Genomic DNA, 16008 nt, shown 5'->3' with positions numbered 1-16008 from the left:
CCTTAGCCTATAAGGAACTATTTGTCTCTTAGATATGGATAAGGGATAGGTAGCAGCAGGGACGGTGTTTTTATTAATGATGTAACCTTTGCTTTATCAACAAAAAATGAAATTAACACTCTTCAATTTATGTGTGGTGACTGGTTTCTATTGTCTTTTTACTAGAAAGGAAAAATAAATGAAATTAACAAAATTAGCAGTTGCAACTGTATTTGCGGCGTCTGTTGTGTCATTTAGCGCAATGGCGGATAACACCGGAACGATTAACTTTGTGGGTACAGTTGTGAACACGCCTTGTAATATCGAGCAGTCTTCTCTGAAACAAACCGTTGATTTCGGTCAGCTGTCTCGTAAAGCGTTGGAAAGTGGTAAGCCTGCGGAAGCAGAGTTCGAGATCAAATTCACCGGTTGTGACTTTGCTAACTTTGGTAAAGATACTGAAGGTAACCCTGTTGCGGTGAAATCAATGGAACTCGTGTTTACTGGCCAAAGCTATGCAGATAAAGGCAACACGCTGCTGGCAACTTCCGCGGGGAATTCGAACAACCTCGGTATTTTGATTGATGGTTTTGAGTTCGGTAAAGCCACAGACGTTCTCCCTCGTATTGCCAACACAAATGGTGAAAATACTTTAATTTTTAAAGCATTGGCGAAAGCGGTTGATACCACTAAAGATGTTGCGGAAGGGCGATTCAGCGCCATCTCTAACTTCCGTATCACGTACCAGTAAGTCGATACATTGACCGTCAGTGAACGCTGGCGGCCAAGGGGCTCACGAAGAGGGGTAAAGTGCAATCTCGCCCTCTTCGTCTTCTCAATCGAAAGTCAATAAATTGATTTTCTTCATGGAGTTAACAACCTCTAACGACTGCCGTCAAACAGTATTTGTTTGTTAACAGTCATAACACAGGTGGATTTTTTTACTGTCTGCAAGGGAGAAACGGGTGGCTGTTTATCAACGCATGAGTTTGCAAACAACAGGGATCCTCTTTTCGCTGATTTTGGGGGGCACATCGGCTTTTGGCGCCAACGAGGTGGGCATGCGCCATGAAGGTGTCACTCAACTGGTTGGCAGTGTGATCTCAACACCATGCTCGATTGTGATGTCAAATCGCGACCAAACGGTCGATTTTTCGTCGTTAACGTTGACGATGCTCTCAACCGCCGTGGCGCGTGAACAACAAACACGCCCTTTTGACATTGAGCTTCGTGACTGTGGCAGTGTGTACAGCACCCTTGACAGTAAAACATGGACAATACGTTTTGACGGGCAAGGGGCCGATAATATCGACGCATTTGCCTTGCAAGGGCCTTCTCAGGGGTTGGGCGTATCCGTGCTGGATAACACGAAAAATATCGTGATCCCTGGGGAAACCTATCCTTTGTTTGACAGTGTGTTACGGCAAGGTCAATCGGGGCAAACCCTCTTTTTGCGCTATTTTTTACGGCTCGAGCTGACAGGAAAGCCGCTACAAGCAGGACGTTATCACGGGCTGGTTCGTTTTTTTATCGATTATCAATAAAGCACAGAAGCACGTCTTCAATGATGACATTGAGGAGGCATTCTTGCTGTCTTTGGGATGGTACAGAGCATGATGTTCAAACTTAGCAAAGTCAGGCAGGCCGTTTTATTGGCGGTGAGCGTCAGTGCATGCACGGTGTCTGCAACAGAGTTCAATACTGACGTATTGGATGCGGAAGATATGCAAAACGTCGATATGAGCCAATTTTCCGTTGCGGGTTATGTACCTCCCGGAGACTATGTGTTAACCGTGTTTGTTAACGGCCAGCGCTTAGGGGCGCCTCGTGATATCACGGTCTTAGCACAACATGCCATTTGCATACCGGCGAACTTACTGGATCTGATTGGCCTGAAAGATTCGGCAAAACAAAAAGTCACCCTTTCCGAGGCGGGGCAGTGCCTTGATTTTTCCGCGTTAACTGGGGTGAAATCGACGGTTGAATTGTCCACACTCTCACTGAAAATCACCATTCCCCAGTTATGGATGGAATACCGTGATCCAAACTGGACACCCCCGGCGTTATGGGAAGAGGGGGTGAATGGTGCCTTTGTGGATTATAGCGCCAATGCGTCTGTCATCGAAGAAAGTCGCGGGAGCAAACGGGTCTATTTATCCACCAATGGTACAACAGGTCTTAACCTCGGTGCTTGGCGTTTTCGTGGTGACTATAACGCGAACTACCAAAAACAGCACGGTGGCAGCAACCCCCAAGAAACCCACCGTTTTGATTTTAGCCGGCTGTATGCGTTTACCTCCTTGAAGAAATTAGCCTCTATTTTGACCATTGGGGAAAACTACTTCTATTCTGATGTGTTTGAGTCATGGCAATACAGTGGTATCGCCCTCGAAAGTGACGACCGCATGTTACCGCCTAAATTGGTGGGGTACGCGCCGGAAATTATTGGCGTGGCGAACACGAATGCCACGGTGATTGTGCGTAGCCAAGACCGCGTGATCTTAGAAACCACGGTGCCCCCGGGGCCGTTTCGCATTCAGACCTTGGACAGCGGCGTACGAGGGGTGCTCGATGTCACTGTGCGTGAAGAAAATGGCGAAGAGAAAACATTTAGTCTCAACACCGCCTCACTGCCTTATTTAACCCGCCCGGGGCGCATTATTTATAAGTTAGTGGCGGGTAAAACGCGCTATGACGGTCATCGCCTAACTGGTAAGCCGGTGATCAGCGGCGAGTTGTCTTATGGGTTATCTAATGCGTGGTCACTGTATGGGGGGACGCAACTGAATGGGGATTACCAAACCGCAGCGATAGGGATTGGACGAGACTTGTTTGCATTTGGGGCATTGTCACTCGATATGACGCAGTCTTTTGCCCGCTTTACCCATCACACGCTGCAAGGCCGCTCCTATCGCCTCAACTATGCAAAGTCATTTGATGAGTTACGCACGGATATTACCTTTGCAGGGTATCGATTTGCCGATAGAGATTACCGCACATTAAGCCAATTTATAGATCAAAGCCGTAGCGGTCATGTGGCGCGTGTGGCAAAAGAAAACTACCAAATCTATCTGAACAAGTATTTTGATAATTTCAGTTTATCGTTGAATTATCAATACAGTACTTATTGGCAAGATAAACCGCAAACGCAATATGGTTTATACGCCAGTACCAATATCAGCATACCTAGGCTATCGCAGCAAGATGCCAATATTTCATTATCGGCGACGCGTACCGAGCGTGATAACGGCTATAAAGATGATGCTATCAACCTGTATTTAACGGTTCCTCTGTATCGCGGGCACAATATCACCTTCTCCGAACGCTATTCACGTGCCGGTGAGTATAACCAATATAGCCACAGTGTCGGGTATAGCGGCTATAGCGATCGTGATAATTACAGCCTGAATGTGGGGTATAACCACGGACAGCATATGCAGAGTCAGTCGAGTTTCAGTGGCTATTATTCACGGGATCTGTCGCAGGCTAACTTATCCACGAACGTCAGTTATGTGCCACAACAATATCGCAGTTTTGGCGCCTCGATTAACAGTGGGATCACGGCGACGGCTCACGGGATAGCACTGCACCGTTCAGCAAATGGCGATACCCGCTTAATGATTGAAACACCGGGGGTGGGGGATGTGCCACTGGACAGTGGCGTCATCAAAACCAACCGTTTTGGGATTGCGGTTATTCCTAACGTGAACAGTTACCGTAAATCGACGGCGTCGATTAACACCAGTCAGCTGCCAGAGAATTTAGAAACGTTACAGTCAACGACCGACATTACCTTAACCAAAGGCGCGATAGGTTACCGCCGTTTATCGGTGATGAAAGGGGAAAAACTGTTCGCCATCGTATCGTTGAGTGATGGCAAAAATCCCCCGTTTGGGGCCAGTGTGCGCAATGCTGACAACCGTGAATTGGGCATTGTGGGTGAAGAGGGGGTGACGTGGTTGGTCGGTATTTCCCCTCAAGAAATCCTGTCTGTTTATTGGGCCGGAAAGAAGCAGTGTGAATTACGCATGCCTGACAATGTCACGTCATTATCCAGCATGTTATTGCTGCCTTGCGCTGCGCCCGCGCTGTCAACGGCAAATGTAACGCCAGCAAAATAAGTCTTTTATTCGTTTTATGAGGTCAATGATGTTGAATTTAGGTCAAAGATTATGCCATATGTGGGTGGGTATCGCGGTATTTGTCTCAATGAGTGCCTACAGCGCAGTCACATTAGATAGAACACGCATCATTTTTCCGGGAACGGAAAAATCGATTAACGTCACCATTTCGAACGATAACCCTGAAGAAGCTTACTTAGCCCAAAGTTGGATTGAAGATTTACAGGGGAATAAGCTCACCAAAGGGGCTATTTTGGCGACGCCGCCGTTGCAACGCATTGAGCCCATGAGCAACAGTTTAGTGCGTTTAAGCACGACGCCGGCACTGAGCCAATTGCCACAAGATCGTGAGTCGGTGTTTTACTTCAATTTGCGTGAAGTGCCCCCTAAATCCACCGATGGCAATACCTTACAAATTGCCTTGCAATCACGGGTCAAACTGTTTTATCGACCGGCCAGTATTTTACCTGAATCGGACACTAAGTGGGCGCATCAAGTCACATTAACAAAGATAGCGAAAGGTTATCGCATCAATAATACCACGCCATTTCACTTAACGGTGATTGGGCTAGGGAACAGTCAAGCCGCGGCTGAGCACAATTCATTTGATGTGGTTATGGTGCCGCCTAAGTCAACACAGGATGTGGTATCCCCCGCACTGTCCACACCGTATCTGACGTACATCAATGATTATGGTGGTAAGCCCACGCTGGCATTTCGTTGCCAAGGTGAGACTTGCACGGTAACGGGTGAGCCGTAATTTTCAGCGTATGAGCGAACGGGAAAGGACGATGCGTAAACACAACATGTTCATCAAAACAGCCGGGTACAACGCGGTACTGTTTGTTCTTGGCAGTGTCTTGAGCCAATGGGCGATGGCTAATAGCCCTGTGGCGAATACACCGGTTAATCAATCGGACTACGAACCGCAGCATCAAGGCCAAATACAGGTGAGTGCCACGCTATTTAATGCCCCCTGCAATTTGTCGTTAGATAACACGCTGCGTTTGATTGGGTGTGGCGCGGGAAACAAGTACCAAGAAATGGCGGTGTTTAATGCAGCAGCCAATACCCCAGCGAGTGTGCGGCTTTACGATGTACAACGCGGGGTGTTTTCAGTGCGTTACCCGCTGTCTTTGCTAAATGGGGATAATCCAATCGACCTACCGACATGGATGAAAGATGGGCACACGGTGCGTTTAGAGGTGAGCTATGAATAGGGCAGCAAAGTATATTTGGCTGTTTTCGGTGGCGCTTTTCGGGGGAGCTTCTCAGGTACGCGCGGCCAATAGCTTAGATATTGAGTTGAGTGGTGAGCTGGTCAACACGGCATGCCAAGTGGCAGCCGGCTCTCTCCATCAGAAAATCACACTGTATAACTTGCGTTGGCAATTGATTAATGAAAATGGCACCAGCGCGGTGACGCCCTTTACCATTGCCATCGATAAGTGTAGTGCAACGGATTTACAAAAAAGTATTCAATTAACGTGGAAAAGCAGCGAATTAGTCACGATTGGCGGTGAGAGTTTTTTAACCACCAAAGGCGACAGTGGGGTCGTCTTGGGGCTGGTCGATCATGATGAAAAACCCCTTGTGTGGAATAAGCCGATGACGATGGGTGATGTCAGTGTGGTTGACGGCTTACAACAATTTGATTTTGGTGTTTTTGTCCGTAAACCCGCCACTGGCGAAGCTAATGTGGGCGATTTTTCCGGGATCGTGACCTTTCAGGTGGAGTACGAATAGTGATAAGACTGAATAAGCTCAAACAGCCTCTCGGGTTACTCCTGTTATTGACCGTATTAGAGAGCCACGCTGACGTTTTGGTGGATGTGACCGCTACCATGGTAGATCCCGCTTGTAATATTCGCAGTGAAAACAGCAGCTCACCGCTGAAAATTGGTTTCGGCACACTTAACCCAAACTCACTGAATACATCGGCGGCAGTGAACGATTTTTCACTCTATATCACGGGGTGTAATTTCAACAATACGTTAGCTATCGTGTTGAGCCCTAAAGGGGACAGCAGCGTGTTATATAACGGGAAAAATATTTTAGCGACCAGTATCAATGGGCTGGGTATTGATTTTAAAGAGGTGACGGGCGGCACGGTGCGTGCATTGGAAGTGAGTAAAAAGCAACGAATTTACCCCGAACGGGTGGACGCGACATTGTACCGCATGGATTTACAAGCGCAATTAGTGAGTACGGTGCCGATCAATCAATTGGCTCTGGGGAAATTTACGTCAACCGTCACCCTTTCTGTGACTTATCATTAGTAGGATCATGATTATGTTGAACTTAAAAGGCATTATTCTTACACACGGGTTGCAGTCTTTTAAAAAAAAGAAAATCGGCTGGGGGGGCATTGCATCAGGCGGTTTATTACTTCCCTCGATTGCCCTAGCAAACTATGCACCGATGATCCAAAACCCAAATGATGGCTATTTGATCACACTGGCGAGTAATAGCGCAATCGTTTCGACGCCTGTCACCGGCTCTGATGGTAAAAATTATTATCGTGTGGGGGAGCCGATAGTGATTAGTAGCATTGACTCAGCGGTTAAAGCAACGGGAGCGGCAAAATGTATTGGTAGAACTTGGGGGGGAACAAGTACGAGGATTATTGGTAGTGATAGTGCTTACCACAGGCTATTCATGTATGTCCCTGAAGCCGCTACGATAGAAGGCAAACCAGGTTATCGCATCAATAGTAACGTCGTGATGACCGTTGAGAGTAGAATGCTTAATTGGATCAATATTACGGGAGCTGGAGTTTGTGCGAATGCTTCGAGTACAGCGATGATAGCGTCGGCATCTAATTTTGGAGTACAGTTTCCCATCACCGTAACATTTTATATTAATGAGCGCATTATTGATGGTCAGGTGATGATTGCTGCTATGCCTCTTGGGGGGTATGTACGTGCATTTATGAACCCTAAAGTACCGCCAATCTATACATCTTGGCCATTAGAGGAAACAACGGTTCCAATGCGCTTACTCTCTTCAACATTAAATGTGGGCTCATCGTGTAATACCACCACGACCACTGGGCAAGCGGGGACAGTAAACTTACGGCATGGACACTTAAACACATTAAATTACGATAGTGTTGTCACTGAACAAGTGACTTATAACTGCAAGTTCGCTATTCCAACAAATGTCAGGTTACGCCTTGATTATGCAACAGACAATGACCCACAGAAACGTTTACCAATGACGAGTAGCCAAAATAGTAATCATAAAATCTACAGTAACTTGACCATGACCGATGAAACAACGGGTCAAACGGGTAAAGATTTTAAAATTGAGATTAAAGACCTAAGAACAATTAAAATTACGAGTCATATCCAAGGAACAAATGCCGCCGCGGGGGATTATAAAGGTTCGGCTTGGTTGATAGCGACATTTGATTAATTGTTTATGTTTTTTCTCGATAAGATAAAAGTAAGTTAATAAACGGCCTTGATAAAATATCAAAGCCGTTTATTGACAGGGGCAGGAAATGAGAAAATCTTCCTTAGCTAATTTTGAATATTTCATCAATATCAGCCCCCTAAGGGGATAACTGTTTTTTTTTCAGCGCTAATTAATAGCCAGTCATCACTGACTGTTAATTGCCAATTCATCAAGAGTACTATTTAACTATTGTAACTTTACCATCAATAATGGATAGATAAGGCGTTGTTGTAAAGATTTCACCATCTGCATATTTTTATAATTATAAAATGCAATATTTAACTTGGTGATAGTTTTAGTCTAGAAAGAACAATGGGTTATCAATAATTAATAGCTTCCTACAACTGTGTATTACTGATTAATTCTTTTTGAATTTTGCTATTTTTAGCATTGGATTTAAACTAACCCTCTTTAACAGTTGTCTCTTGCTCTGCTAATAATGTCTATTCTTCATTAATGGGGAGGGAGTGGACATGGGTCTATCATCATTTGTGTAGGGCCATGTTTAACATGGCCCGAGTTTGAATTACTAATGAGGCTTATTGATGTTTAAAGTATTATTATCTAGAAATAATAAATTTTTCACCATCAAAGCGTAATTTCGGATTAATACCAATAGACTGACCAGACTCTAAATCTTTAAAAGCGATTGGTGACTTAAAAACTGAAATAACACGATTATCAAGGTATTTAGAGATCTTACTATTACTAGAAATATTGAGTGGTTTTAACTGATACTGCTCTTTGTCGAAAAGCTCAGAAAAACCAAGGGAGTTATAATATGATTCAACGCTCCCTCCATCTGCGGAACTTGACTCTTCTAACATCTCATTAAACAATAATTTTATTTTTTTCTCATCTTGTCGGTTAAAAGCATCCCATATTTCGGTATAAATCTCTTTTAATTTAGCTTGCTGTTCAAGAGGGAGGTCATTAAAAAATTTAATGTTATCATTAAATTGGTATGATGTAGTCCACTTCCAAGCTGGAAAGTCTTCTCTGATATTAAATTGTTGAGTCATTCTATAGTACTTATTATTCTTATCAACGAATTCAACCTTTAAATCATCCGCTAGTTCTCCCCAGTTAATGTTCGAATTTTTATAGTGAGATGCTTTTTTTATGTTAAAATCAATATCTTCGTTTGGTCTGTAACTAATAAGTGAAATATGGTTTAACTTATCACTTTCAAATCTATCTCTAGCTAGAAACTCAAAATTACACTCGGTACCTGTAGTGAAGATTTCGCGATTTTTATTTAGTGAAAGTAATACGATTCTGATTTTGTTGTTTTTTTCTTTAAGAAAGGAGCCAATACCAAATGTAGTATTGAATTTATTCATATCAGAATTATATATCAGCATTACATCATTAACATATAGTTCCATCCCACATTGATTTAAATCAATACCTATTTTATAGTCATATTTTTTTAGTTCATTATCATGCATTTTTGTGGCAGCAACATTAGATGAAATGAAGATCAACATTAATAATAGTATTTTCTTAATCATAATTTACCCGTTAAAATGATAAATAGGTATCGTACCTTCAGCCTTAGGAGCGAGAACTATATCTTCTGGGAGAAATTCCCATTTAAATTTATTGGTAGTAGAACCTGTTAATTGACTTGTTCATTTCCCACTATACCAGCTTTAACCTCAAATTTATAATTGAATTTAAGTTACGGTTAAACCGATCCTATTTTTATCCACCACTAACCTAAAGTTAATACTGCCACTAAATTCCCCTTCTAATTTAGAAGTGAGCTTCATTTCATTATCAAAAGTTAGTTTTAATCCGCTGTCTAAGAGCCGAGCTTCAATGAAAAGGCCTTGTATAGCCATTCAAGTCTGGCTTATTGCGTGATTCCTCTTTTTCTTCCATATGCAGACAGAACTTACGCCATTTTTCTCCAGTTCCTGTACGAGTGAAAACAACATTAATAATATCAATTCATAATCCTAAACCAATAAGTGGTCCGAAGGAGAAGTCAAAGGGGTTGTTGTTAGCATTGTAATTAATATCGCTAATAGATATTTTCTAATGCTCGATTATATTTTAATACATTGATATATAAGTGAATTATTTTTAGATAATCAAGGGTGACTCTAAAGATAAACCTCAATAGCATATTATTTGAGCAATACTTATTATCCTTTGTGATGGCTTTAATTGCCAATCCCATTGAATACAAAAAGACCCCCAATAATTGGTTGCCCAGTTATTGGAGGTCACTTCAAGTCACGCCTTTAAATCAAAAGGGTTATTGTTTGATTAAATCAAACTTAGCTAAATACTCCCCCCAATCAGCTAGGCCTTGAAATTCAAACCCGACACTCTGATAAAAGTGGTGTGCACCCACGTTATCGGTGTGATAGCCAATCATAATGGCAGGAATATTATCCTTATTTGATGACTTTATCTCATCAATTAATAAAAGCATGGCCTGCAAACCATAGCCTTGACGCTGATGAGATTCATCTATCATAAAGCGATAAATCCAATAATTCCCATCGTCAGGGTCAATGCCATACATGACTAACCCAACGAGTGTTTCTTGATGCTGGATCCCTTTAACGATAAACCGTGGTAAGAATTGGACTTCGGCAATTGAATATAAATTGGAAGCAATAAATTGTGATTGTTCCTCTGATACTTGCAAATCAGCACAATCTTCCCAGTTATCTTGATTCAGCTCAACAAGTGTTACCATTAACTTCTCCTTTTTAGAGAAGTAAACCTTCTCTAAATTATGAATGAATAGAATATGCAGTGAATTTATTTAGATTGTTTTTACGCATGGTAACCCCCTTAGTGAAATTGATGGCATAGCCGAATTGGCAATTTAAAATGCGGCTCAAATATGCCGGAATGGTGATGAAATAACAAGATAGTGCACAAAATATTTTATTGTGCTGGTAGGAAATACATTGGGGCATTGATAAAAAAACCTGCCAATTTTATTTAGCAGGTTTTCCAATGATAGATAAATTATTTACGAACAGCGATCGCTTCGATCTCGATTTTTACATCTTTCGGTAAACGGGCAACTTCAACGCAAGAGCGCGCTGGGAATGGTGCATTATGCTGCTTGAAAAACTCTTCATAAGTTGCATTTACGGTTGCGAAATCGTTCAAATCTTTCACAAATACCGTGGTTTTCACGATATTGGCAGCGCTAAGGCCTGCTTTTTCTAAGATAGCTGCCACGTTTGCGAGTGATTGACGAGTTTGTGCCGCGATATCTTCAGGCACTTCACCTGTTTTTGGATCAACAGGGATCTGGCCAGATGTAATGACCATACTGCCTAAGTCAACACCTTGAACATAAGGGCCAATAGCTGCCGGTGCGTTTTCTGTACTGATTTCGTATGACATAAATACTCCGTTTAATCAGGTAAAAAAGTGGTAACTTTCGCTTATAGAAGTTCAGTATAAAGCTTTGAAGCTCACATACAAAGCCGTGGCCACACGAATCTCATTTATTGGTTATTAATAACGGCGTCTCTGTCGAACTCTTTTTCACAAAATTTACAGGTTAGCGCCACTTCTTTGCCCATTTTTTTCACCTTAAAGCTACTAGACACCGGCTCATTATGGCTAATACAGTTACTATTTGGGCAAATCAATACATTGTCGATATATTCAGGTAATCGTAACTCTAATTTTTCAACCACTTGGTAGTCTTCGATACGATTAACGGTTGCTTCTGGTGCATACATCGCTAATTGGTTGGCTTGCTCTGGTGTCAAAAAAGTATTTTCGATTTTGATTAAATCTTTTTTCCCCAAGTTATTCGAGGGTAAATTTAAACCGATGGTAATGCGCTCATCTGTTAAGGTGAGTTTAAATAGACTCAATAGCTTAAAACCAATTTGAGCAGGAATATGGTCGATGACAGTGCCACAACTAATTGCTTCAACTTGTAATTTATGATCGTGTGTCATGATGTGTTTCTCCTCAGATGGTCAATTCTTTATTTAAAACCAGAGACAACAAAGCTTGCCTTGCGAAAATGCCGTTACCCGCTTGTTGGAAATAGTAGGCGTAAGGGGTCTTATCAACATCAACAGTGATTTCATCAACGCGCGGTAATGGGTGTAAAACTTTAAGATTGGGTTTGGCATCTTGTAAATCTGTGGCACGGAGTACAAATTGCGCTTTGACATTGGCATATTCAGACGGGTCTAAACGTTCTTTCTGTACTCGTGTCATATAAAGGATATCCAACTCAGGCAGCACTTCATCAATATTGTTATGTAAGCTGTATGTGGAGCCTTTTTCTTCAAGAAGATGCAGGATATGGATTGGCATAGATAGCGCTTCTGGCGCAATAAAATAAAAGTGATTGCCTTCAAATTTAGAGAGGGCTTGTGTCAGTGAATGGACTGTTCTGCCGTATTTTAAATCACCCACCATTGCGACTTGTAGGTTTTCAAGACGACCTTGGGTTTCTTGGATAGTAAAGAGGTCGAGTAGTGTTTGTGTTGGATGTTGGTTTGAACCATCACCAGCATTGATAATGGGAATTTCCCCCGCAAATTGGCTGGCTAAGCGTGCAGCACCTTCTTGTGGGTGGCGCATCACGATAGCATCGACATATTGGCTGATCACCGAAATGGTATCTGCGAGTGTTTCACCTTTTTTCCCCAGTGACGTGTTGGTGCTGTCAGAAAACCCCACAACAGATGCTCCTAGGCGGTGAATTGCGGTCTCAAAGGATAAACGTGTGCGAGTCGACGCTTCGAAGAAACAACTGGCGATGACTTTATGTTTTAAAAATTCTGGCTGAGGTTGCTGTTTTAGGGAGGCAGCCACTTTGAGCACAAGTTCAAGGTCGGTGCGATCTAAATCATTAATTGAGATTATGTCGCGTAGGTATAGAGGGTTCGGCATCGTTGTTCTCCTGTGTCAGCAAGACGTATAAGGTGAAAGGCCAAAAAAAAGCCCCTCAATGAGGGGCTTTTCTTGAAATACGGAGGGGAAAAACAGGCTGTCCAGACCGCCAGAAGGCAGTGCAGTGGAGGTGTTCTTTGAAACAAATAGAGCAACAGCGTTCATGTTTTCTCCCGGCAAATTGTGGCGCATTATACGCGTGTCTTTTCATGACGCAAGCGTTTGCATACAGAAAAATAGATTTTTTTGCGTCTAAGTCCACTTACGTTTCCAGTTATTTTGTATAAAAACAGTCAAATCAGAGAGATATTTGTCATTGACTGAGTCGCTTAGCGAGTCGTTCTAATTTAACCATCAATAACACCCTGACCTTTATCTAAAATATCAGGCTCATACATCTGCCACCATGCTTTTTCTTTGAGGTAAATTTCGTTAAACGGATCACCCTTTTGGGGTAGCAATAAATCCGTCACTCCATTAGGACTGCCTTTTTCTATCCGCAACCACGGCTGACCATGATTATATTTCGGAGAAGGTAAGAGTTGCAGAGGTGCTGGAGATTGCGCTAACACCGACATTATGCGCATAGCACTCATGCCCAGCACTAATCCCATCGGCATCGAATGCTCCCCAAGAGCTGCCAAGAAGAGACAGCTCGAATAAATTGATATTTTTTGAGTTTTTACGGAGTATCGGTGCATATTCAATAAACCAACGATAATTCGTCGAGCGATGAACCGACATACCGTGTTCGGCCAGCATATCACTGACTTTAGTGACATGACTTTTCCTAAAGAAGCGAGCAATGACCTTAATGTCGTTCACTTCGACAATTTTTGCAACAAGCCCACAAAAAGTGCAGTTTATCCTATAATCAACGCATCGAATACTCGACCGTCTCCTTTCACTTAAATCCAAGTTTCTTGATATTTATTCGAGGATTAAGCTTGTGTCGACCCTCTAGTGACAACTTTTAACGTAACGAACTGTTTTTCTATGATTTGTGGATTATTTGATATTTTTTCTAATAGCATTTTGATAGCGATTTCCCCTATGTATTGAGTCGGAATTTGTACGGTAGATAATTCTGGGTTCAAATAGCTGCAAAGATCTGTGTCATTGAATCCTATTACTGCCACATCGTTAGGAATATGAATGTTCAGGTGTTTTGCTGCCCGATAGATAGCGCCTGCTAAAATATCGTCATCACAAAAAACAATATTGGGTTTTTGCTGCAGTAATATCTCTGCATTCTCAGTTGATTGCGCGAGATTGAATGATGAATACACGATATGCTTAGATTTTTCTGGATTTTCTAATGAATTGAATTGCTGATCAAAAAGTTCATGCCGCGTTAAGAAGTGTTGCCTTGGAAGATCAGTTCTAAAAGAACCAACTCTGAATCGTTTCATTTTACTTGCAATGTAAAATATAGATTCGATCGCTTTTTTTACCTCTAAGCAAATATCGTTGTTTTTTTCGTCATCAGACTCAATAAATATCAGTTTTTCTCGGTAATATCTTAATAATTCGATGTTTTTCTTGTCACATGAGTAAATTATACCGCCACTGATAAGCTTACTTTGAAATAATGATATTAGATGCTCATGCCATTGTTTGTTAGCATAACTATCTAAAAGAATTAAAGAATAACCAGATTTGGTTGCGAAAATTTCTGCTGCATGAACAACTTTTGCAAAATAAGGTTGCTGAATATCTGGGACAATAAAGGCGATAGTCTTAGAATTCCCACTGCGTAAAACTTGCGCATTAATATTGGGATGATAACCAAGTTCTTTTGCAACGCTGAGAATTTTTTCGCGCGTTTTATCAGATACTCTGCCATGATAACGACCACTGAATACGAGAGATACTGTTGATTGTGATACATTCGCTAAACGGGCGACATCTTTGCTATTAACCGTAGACATTTTCTCTCCAACAATAAAAAACATAATCAATAGATAAATAATAATATATTCTTATATCAAATAGGTAATGACCGCATGTATTAATACTAAGGGATAAAACCTATTTGAGCCTACTAATTTATCAGCATTCTTCAATGATATGATCACCATCAAGTCATACGTATAACCTATTGTGAAGTACATCACTTTATTCTTACTAGTTAGTGAGTATATTAATTGAACATGATAAGCGTTTATGGGATAGACTGTGATTAATTTAAGTTAAAAATATTTTTAAGTGCAATGCCTCGGCTCCCATAATAAATAAGTGTATTTATATATTATTTCGTGAGGTAAAAAGACTATCATGAGTATAATCACTCGATTAAAAATAGTTTCATTTTTACAGTTTTTCATATGGGCTCTTGGTTAGTTACCTTTGCATCATATATGCTCAATACCCTTCATTTTAAAGGTGGGGATGTAGGGTTAATATTTAGCACACTAGGAATAGCATCATTATGCTCACCTATTTTAATCGGTCTAATAGCAGATAAAATCAACAATAGAAAATTAGTTTATGTCACAACTCATTTGATATCAGCATTTTTTCTAATTCTAATGGCGCATAGTTCTTCATTTAGCTTACTTTTTTTAATGACATTGTTTCATCTTCTTTTTTATATGCCAACAATGTCGATATGCAATAGCATAATTTTTGAAACTATTGGTAAGGAAAAATTAAATTCAGAAGAATATTTTCCTAAAATTAGAGTGTATGGGACGGTTGGGTTTATATCCGCAATGTGGATAATTAGTTTATTGGAATTAGAAACTAGCTATTATCAACTGTACATTGCTGCAATTGCTTCTGTTATTTTGAGTATTTATTCTATTGTTTTTATCTCAATAAATAATCACAGTAAATCTGTAATAGATGCCCCTCATGCTTTTGAATTTAGCGACTTAAAAATTCTATTTGGAAAGCCTCAAGTGGTTGTTTTTCTGTTTTTTTCTATGCTCTTAGGATCTGTTTTACAGATCACAAATACATTAGGCGTACCTTTTTTACAAGACCTTTCTGAATTACCTGAAGCCAAAAATTCAATTTTTTCAGCGCATCCGACAATATTCTTATCAATATCGCAATTTTCTGAGGTCTTTTTTATATTGCTACTCCCATTGTTATTAAGGCACATAAAAATAGAGAAAATTTTATTACTAAGTATGATTGCGTGGATATTACGTTTTGGATTATTTGCTTATGGCGATTTTACATATATAGGAACCATGGTGTTATTTCTTTCTATGATAATTTATGGTTGTGCATTTGATTTTTTTAATATATCTGGTTCTTTATTTTTGGAAAAAGAAATAACCCCGGAATTTCGATCTACCGCGCAAGGTGTATTTACTACATTGGTTAATGGTTTTGGTACTTTTTTAGGGGCAATACTGAGTGGTTGGGTATTAGACCTTAATACAACGAATGGTGTTGTTGATTGGAAAATGTTCTGGATTATATTCACTAGTTATACGCTTGTATTTACACTAGCTTATGTGGTCTATCTGATTTTTACAAAAAACAATGTTAAAAAAATTCATGTTTAATAAAAATGTAAAATTTTTGAGGTATATAT

At 40.8% G+C, this 16008-nt stretch carries 18 protein-coding genes and 1 pseudogene; 9 read left to right on the top strand and 10 right to left on the bottom strand.

Translation table 11 applies throughout. The annotated features are described in order from the left end of the window. Nucleotides 1–178: 178 nt before the first annotated feature. The 8 genes from PR833_RS08200 (at nt 179) to PR833_RS08165 (ending at nt 7517) form a co-directional block, all read left to right on the top strand. Nucleotides 179–730, top strand: coding sequence for a fimbrial protein (locus PR833_RS08200; RefSeq protein ID WP_004915868.1), 552 nt, complete (start codon nt 179–181; stop codon nt 728–730). A 214-nt stretch (nt 731–944) separates the two neighbouring features. Further along, nucleotides 945–1523: a fimbrial protein gene (locus PR833_RS08195; protein WP_272526022.1), complete on the top strand. Its 579-nt coding sequence runs from the start codon at nt 945–947 to the stop codon at nt 1521–1523. A gap of 57 nt (nt 1524–1580) precedes the next feature. Then, nucleotides 1581–4100, top strand: coding sequence for a fimbria/pilus outer membrane usher protein (locus PR833_RS08190; RefSeq protein WP_272526021.1), 2520 nt, complete (start codon nt 1581–1583; stop codon nt 4098–4100). Nucleotides 4101–4128: 28 nt separating this feature from the next. Further along, nucleotides 4129–4860 carry a fimbrial biogenesis chaperone gene (locus PR833_RS08185; protein WP_014657341.1) on the top strand — a complete coding sequence of 244 codons (732 nt, stop codon included), beginning with the start codon at nt 4129–4131 and terminating at the stop codon, nt 4858–4860. A gap of 31 nt (nt 4861–4891) precedes the next feature. After that, entirely contained in the window at nt 4892–5320 is a 429-nt protein-coding gene (locus PR833_RS08180) for a hypothetical protein (RefSeq protein WP_014657342.1), read from the top strand. Next, complete coding sequence (locus tag PR833_RS08175; RefSeq protein WP_004915879.1) at nt 5313–5846, top strand: fimbrial protein; 534 nt, start codon at nt 5313–5315, stop codon at nt 5844–5846. The genes PR833_RS08180 and PR833_RS08175 overlap by 8 nt, the downstream gene beginning before the upstream one ends. Beyond that, nucleotides 5846–6379 carry a fimbrial protein gene (locus tag PR833_RS08170; RefSeq protein ID WP_036942707.1) on the top strand — a complete coding sequence of 178 codons (534 nt, stop codon included), beginning with the start codon at nt 5846–5848 and terminating at the stop codon, nt 6377–6379. Before PR833_RS08175 ends, PR833_RS08170 begins: the two co-directional genes overlap by 1 nt. Before the next feature lie 13 nt (nt 6380–6392). Further along, entirely contained in the window at nt 6393–7517 is a 1125-nt protein-coding gene (locus PR833_RS08165) for an adhesin (protein ID WP_306169839.1), read from the top strand. Nucleotides 7518–8119: 602 nt separating this feature from the next. On the opposite strand, the gene PR833_RS08160 is transcribed toward PR833_RS08165, so the two are convergent. The 10 genes and pseudogenes from PR833_RS08160 to PR833_RS08115 all read right to left on the bottom strand — a co-directional run bounded on the left by PR833_RS08160 (nt 8120) and on the right by PR833_RS08115 (nt 14389). Then, nucleotides 8120–9073: a hypothetical protein gene (locus PR833_RS08160; protein WP_272526020.1), complete on the bottom strand. Its 954-nt coding sequence runs from the start codon at nt 9071–9073 to the stop codon at nt 8120–8122. A 165-nt stretch (nt 9074–9238) separates the two neighbouring features. Next, nucleotides 9239–9406, bottom strand: a complete 168-nt coding sequence (locus PR833_RS08155; protein ID WP_004915890.1) for a hypothetical protein — start codon at nt 9404–9406, stop codon at nt 9239–9241. 419 nt (nt 9407–9825) lie between these two features. After that, on the bottom strand, nt 9826–10275 hold the full coding sequence (locus PR833_RS08150) for a GNAT family N-acetyltransferase (RefSeq protein WP_004915894.1): 450 nt from the start codon (nt 10273–10275) through the stop codon (nt 9826–9828). Nucleotides 10276–10553: 278 nt separating this feature from the next. Next, nucleotides 10554–10940: a 2-iminobutanoate/2-iminopropanoate deaminase gene (gene ridA / locus PR833_RS08145; protein ID WP_004915899.1), complete on the bottom strand. Its 387-nt coding sequence runs from the start codon at nt 10938–10940 to the stop codon at nt 10554–10556. A 104-nt stretch (nt 10941–11044) separates the two neighbouring features. Beyond that, on the bottom strand, nt 11045–11509 hold the full coding sequence (pyrI, locus tag PR833_RS08140) for an aspartate carbamoyltransferase regulatory subunit (RefSeq protein WP_004915901.1): 465 nt from the start codon (nt 11507–11509) through the stop codon (nt 11045–11047). A 13-nt stretch (nt 11510–11522) separates the two neighbouring features. Continuing rightward, nucleotides 11523–12458, bottom strand: coding sequence for an aspartate carbamoyltransferase (pyrB, locus tag PR833_RS08135; RefSeq protein WP_272526019.1), 936 nt, complete (start codon nt 12456–12458; stop codon nt 11523–11525). 15 nt (nt 12459–12473) lie between these two features. Further along, entirely contained in the window at nt 12474–12623 is a 150-nt protein-coding gene (locus PR833_RS08130) for a hypothetical protein (protein WP_004915905.1), read from the bottom strand. Between the two features lie 182 nt (nt 12624–12805). Further along, nucleotides 12806–13078, bottom strand: a complete 273-nt coding sequence (locus PR833_RS08125) for a hypothetical protein (protein ID WP_036942716.1) — start codon at nt 13076–13078, stop codon at nt 12806–12808. 14 nt (nt 13079–13092) lie between these two features. Then, nucleotides 13093–13229, bottom strand: a pseudogene (locus tag PR833_RS08120) (IS6 family transposase); the annotation flags it as partial. 170 nt (nt 13230–13399) lie between these two features. After that, entirely contained in the window at nt 13400–14389 is a 990-nt protein-coding gene (locus PR833_RS08115; RefSeq protein ID WP_105874313.1) for a LacI family DNA-binding transcriptional regulator, read from the bottom strand. 396 nt (nt 14390–14785) lie between these two features. Here PR833_RS08115 and PR833_RS08110 point away from each other — a divergent pair, with 396 nt between their 5' ends. Next, on the top strand, nt 14786–15979 hold the full coding sequence (locus tag PR833_RS08110; protein WP_272526018.1) for an MFS transporter: 1194 nt from the start codon (nt 14786–14788) through the stop codon (nt 15977–15979). The last annotated feature ends 29 nt before the right edge of the window (nt 15980–16008 follow it).

It is taken from the genome of Providencia sp. PROV189 (genome assembly GCF_028480065.1).
Lineage (GTDB): Bacteria > Pseudomonadota > Gammaproteobacteria > Enterobacterales > Enterobacteriaceae > Providencia > Providencia stuartii.
This window is presented reverse-complemented; position numbering and strand designations above follow the sequence as displayed.

Coding starts and splice junctions, on each gene's coding strand:
- PR833_RS08190 (WP_272526021.1), top strand. CDS start 1,581: ATGGTACAGAGCATGATGTTCAAACTTAGCAAAGTCAGGCAGGCCGTT.
- PR833_RS08175 (WP_004915879.1), top strand. CDS start 5,313: ATGAATAGGGCAGCAAAGTATATTTGGCTGTTTTCGGTGGCGCTTTTC.
- PR833_RS08125 (WP_036942716.1), bottom strand. CDS start 13,078: ATGCCGATGGGATTAGTGCTGGGCATGAGTGCTATGCGCATAATGTCG.
- PR833_RS08115 (WP_105874313.1), bottom strand. CDS start 14,389: ATGTCTACGGTTAATAGCAAAGATGTCGCCCGTTTAGCGAATGTATCA.
- PR833_RS08110 (WP_272526018.1), top strand. CDS start 14,786: ATGGGCTCTTGGTTAGTTACCTTTGCATCATATATGCTCAATACCCTT.
- PR833_RS08130 (WP_004915905.1), bottom strand. CDS start 12,623: ATGAACGCTGTTGCTCTATTTGTTTCAAAGAACACCTCCACTGCACTG.
- PR833_RS08200 (WP_004915868.1), top strand. CDS start 179: ATGAAATTAACAAAATTAGCAGTTGCAACTGTATTTGCGGCGTCTGTT.
- PR833_RS08150 (WP_004915894.1), bottom strand. CDS start 10,275: ATGGTAACACTTGTTGAGCTGAATCAAGATAACTGGGAAGATTGTGCT.
- PR833_RS08155 (WP_004915890.1), bottom strand. CDS start 9,406: ATGGCTATACAAGGCCTTTTCATTGAAGCTCGGCTCTTAGACAGCGGA.
- PR833_RS08180 (WP_014657342.1), top strand. CDS start 4,892: ATGCGTAAACACAACATGTTCATCAAAACAGCCGGGTACAACGCGGTA.
- PR833_RS08160 (WP_272526020.1), bottom strand. CDS start 9,073: ATGATTAAGAAAATACTATTATTAATGTTGATCTTCATTTCATCTAAT.
- PR833_RS08165 (WP_306169839.1), top strand. CDS start 6,393: ATGTTGAACTTAAAAGGCATTATTCTTACACACGGGTTGCAGTCTTTT.
- pyrB (WP_272526019.1), bottom strand. CDS start 12,458: ATGCCGAACCCTCTATACCTACGCGACATAATCTCAATTAATGATTTA.
- PR833_RS08185 (WP_014657341.1), top strand. CDS start 4,129: ATGTTGAATTTAGGTCAAAGATTATGCCATATGTGGGTGGGTATCGCG.
- pyrI (WP_004915901.1), bottom strand. CDS start 11,509: ATGACACACGATCATAAATTACAAGTTGAAGCAATTAGTTGTGGCACT.
- ridA (WP_004915899.1), bottom strand. CDS start 10,940: ATGTCATACGAAATCAGTACAGAAAACGCACCGGCAGCTATTGGCCCT.